The 634-nt window shown below is 45.4% G+C and carries 1 protein-coding gene; it reads left to right on the top strand.

Going from position 1 to position 634, the window contains the following annotated elements:
- Window positions 1-35: 35 nt before the first annotated feature.
- A complete protein-coding gene (gene pncC / locus R7190_RS28430) occupies window positions 36-518 on the top strand; it encodes a nicotinamide-nucleotide amidase (protein WP_017449151.1) in 483 nt (160 codons plus the stop codon).
- The last annotated feature ends 116 nt before the right edge of the window (window positions 519-634 follow it).

Raw genomic sequence — 634 nt, forward strand, 5'->3', positions numbered from 1 at the left:
CTATCAAGTAAAAAGAGACAAAGGGCATTTTGGCTATGGAAAAAACAACAAAATTAAGTGCTGATTTAGGTGTGTTACTTGCGCGACATGGGCATGTGCTGACTACAGCAGAGTCCTGTACTGGCGGTGGCGTTGCAGCCGCAATTACTGATATTGCAGGTAGCTCCGGTTGGCTTGACCGCGCTTTTGTTACGTACAGTAATGAGGCCAAAATGGAGATGCTTGGAGTGCAGTTTCAAACACTCGAAGCGTATGGCGCAGTGAGTGAGCCAGTTGTAACTGAAATGGTGCAGGGGGCATTAAAACATTCCAATGCAACAATTGGGGTGTCTATCAGTGGCATCGCTGGTCCTGGTGGTGGCAGTGAGGAAAAGCCGGTTGGAACGGTGTGTTTTGCCTTTGCAGATAATCAGGGGTGGCAGTTAGTAGAAACCATGCATTTTTCTGGAAATCGAGCAGAAGTTCGCGAACAAGCGGTGATTCATGCATTGAGTCAATTGCACCAACACTTAATCTAGATTTTTTGGATCTGCGGAAGCCCAGAGAAAACAAGGGCTAGAGAAAACTGCACGATATTGTGAGCCAAATTTTTTTCATACAGGTATGGACACTGTATGAATCAACAGTATAATGA

Source organism: Vibrio sp. 1078-1, assembly GCF_033340475.1.

Bases quoted from the DNA above. Each gene is read 5' to 3' on its own strand.
- pncC (WP_017449151.1), top strand. From the start codon at position 36: ATGGAAAAAACAACAAAATTAAGTGCTGATTTAGGTGTGTTACTTGCG.